The organism is Clostridium sp. (assembly GCF_029267215.1).
Lineage (GTDB): Bacteria > Bacillota > Clostridia > Clostridiales > Clostridiaceae > Sarcina.
Genome location: NZ_JARIDH010000001.1, coordinates 1 through 2,845 on the forward strand (window position 1 = coordinate 1; position 2,845 = coordinate 2,845).

3 protein-coding genes are annotated in these 2,845 nt (G+C 35.5%); all 3 read right to left on the reverse strand.

Going from position 1 to position 2,845, the window contains the following annotated elements; translation table 11 throughout:
- Positions 1-109: GTP-binding protein (locus Q1K13_RS00005; protein WP_208337970.1), on the reverse strand; the 109-nt coding region annotated here is incomplete at its 3' end.
- Between the two features lie 90 nt (positions 110-199).
- The gene (fusA, locus tag Q1K13_RS00010) at positions 200-2,266 is read right to left on the reverse strand and encodes an elongation factor G (RefSeq protein WP_300346346.1); all 2,067 of its coding nucleotides are present in this window, start codon (positions 2,264-2,266) and stop codon (positions 200-202) included.
- Positions 2,267-2,346: 80 nt separating this feature from the next.
- Positions 2,347-2,817: a 30S ribosomal protein S7 gene (rpsG, locus tag Q1K13_RS00015; RefSeq protein WP_300346351.1), complete on the reverse strand. Its 471-nt coding sequence runs from the start codon at positions 2,815-2,817 to the stop codon at positions 2,347-2,349.
- Positions 2,818-2,845: the final 28 nt, after the last annotated feature.

The following is a 2,845-nucleotide window of genomic DNA, read 5'->3' on the forward strand; positions in this document are numbered from 1 at the left end:
CTAAAACAGTTGTTATAGCAGCTGTTAATGTTGTTTTACCGTGGTCTACGTGACCGATTGTTCCAATGTTAACGTGTGGTTTGCTTCTTTCAAATTTTGCTTTTGACATTGCAAATTCCTCCTTTTATTTAAAATATTATATACAAATTTATCTATTAAAGAAGCCCTAATAAAAAAGCTTCTTTAATTTCCAATTTAATTACTTGTTCTTTTTGCCAGCAACTTCTTCTTGAATACTCTTTGGAACATCATCATAGTGATCAAATTCCATCGCATAAGTTCCTCTACCTTGAGTTCTTGATCTTAATGCAGTTGCATATCCAAACATTTCTGATAGTGGTATAAATGCTCTTATAATTTGTGCACCATTTCTAGAGTCCATTCCTTCCATTCTACCTCTTCTTGAGTTTACATCACCTATAACATCTCCCATGTACTCTTCCGGTACAGTTATCTCAACTTTCATTATAGGCTCAAGTAATACGGCATCAGCTTTAGCCATAGCGTTCTTGAATGCCATAGATCCAGCTATTTTGAATGCCATCTCAGATGAGTCAACATCATGGTATGATCCATCAAATAATCTTACTTTGAAGTTTATAACTGGGTATCCAGCGATTATCCCACTTTCTGAAGCTTCTCTAATTCCGTTATCAACTGCAGGTATATATTCTCTTGGAATAGCTCCTCCAACGATAGCATTTTCGAATTCATACTCTCCTTCAGTTGGTATCATTTCTATCTTACAGTGTCCGTATTGTCCTCTACCACCAGACTGTCTAGCGAACTTAGCTTCAGCTTCAACAGCTTTCTTGATAGTTTCTTTATAAGCAACTTGAGGAGCACCTACGTTACACTCAACTTTAAATTCTCTTTGTAATCTATCAACTATGATATCTAAATGAAGCTCACCCATACCAGCTATGATAGTTTGACCTGTTTCTTGATCAGTCCAAGTTTTGAAAGTTGGATCCTCTTCAGCTAGCTTTGATAAAGCTATACCCATTTTTTCTTGACCAGCCTTAGTCTTAGGCTCTATAGCTATAGATATAACTGGTTCTGGGAATTCCATTTTTTCAAGTATTATTGGAGCTGATTCTGCACATAAAGTATCTCCAGTAGTTGTATTCTTAAGACCTATTACAGCTCCTAATTCAGCAGCTTCTAGTGATTCTACTTCTTCTCTTGAATTAGCATGCATTTTAACAAGTCTTCCAATTCTTTCTTTTTTACCCTTAGTTGAGTTTAATACATATGAACCACTTTCTAAAACTCCTGAGTAAACTCTTGTGAACGCTAATCTTCCAACGAACGGATCAGTAGCGATTTTGAATGCTAAAGCTGACATTGGAGCGTCATCTGAAGCTTCTCTAGTTTCTTCTTCTCCATCTAAGTTAGTACCTTTAACAGCAGGTATATCTAAAGGAGATGGTAAGTAATCAACAACACCATCTATCATTTGTTGAACACCTTTATTTTTATATGATGATCCACAAATAACTGGTATTATTTCATTATTTATAGTAGCTTTTCTTAAAGCAACTTTTAATTCTTCTAAAGTTAACTCTTCACCTTCTAGGTATTTCATCATTAACTCTTCATCAGTTTCAGCTATAGCTTCTATCATAGCAGATCTGTACTCTTCAGCTTTATCAGCTAAATCAGTTGGAATATCAGTTATATCCATTTCTTTTCCTAAATCATCTTTAAAAATGATTGCTTTATTCTCTAATAAGTCAATCATTCCTTGGAATTGATCTTCTTGACCTATTGGAATTTGAATTGCAACAGCATTAGCTTGTAATCTTTCTCTAACTGTGTTTATACAGTTGTAGTAGTCAGCTCCTGTAGCATCCATTTTATTTACATATATCATTCTTGGAACGCTATACTTATCTGCCTGTCTCCAAACAGTTTCAGTTTGTGGCTCAACCCCACTCTTAGCATCAAGAACAGTAACTGTTCCATCAAGTACTCTTAATGATCTTTCAACCTCAACAGTGAAGTCTACGTGTCCTGGAGTATCGATTATGTTTAACTCATAACCTTTCCAGAAACAAGTTGTAGCAGCAGAAGTTATTGTTATACCTCTTTCTTGCTCTTGAGCCATCCAGTCCATAGTTGAAGCTCCATCGTGAGTTTCACCTATTTTGTGGTTTCTTCCTGTGTAGAAAAGAATACGCTCAGTAGTTGTTGTTTTCCCAGCATCTATGTGTGCCATTATTCCGAAGTTACGGAATTTCTCTAATGGATATTGTCTAGCCATTGTGACTCCTCCTCTCAACGTATAGTGTTTTTAAATTCAACAAAACTGTTTTGGCTCTAAGCCAAAACAGTTCCATTATATTAATATCTGTAATGAGCAAATGCTTTGTTAGCTTCAGCCATTTTGTGAGTATCTTCTCTCTTCTTAACAGCTGCTCCAGTATTATTAGCTGCATCCATTAATTCTCCAGCTAATCTTTCTCTCATGTACTTCTCGCCTCTTTTTCTTGAAGCTGCAAGAAGCCATCTTAAACCTAATGTCTGTCTTCTTTCAGGTCTTACTTCTATTGGAACTTGGTAGTTAGCACCACCTATTCTTCTAGCTTTAACCTCTACTAAAGGCATTATGTTGGTCATTGCTTCCTCGAATACTTCTATAGCATCTTTACCAGTTTTCTCACTGATTATTTGGAAAGCATCGTAGCATATTTTTTGTGCTACTCCTTTTTTACCATCTTCCATTACGTTATTTATTAACTTAGTAACAACTTTTGAATTGTACACTGGATCTGGTAATACATCTCTTTTTGCAATATGTCCTTTTCTTGGCACTTTTCTTCCCTCCTTAACAATTTTTGTT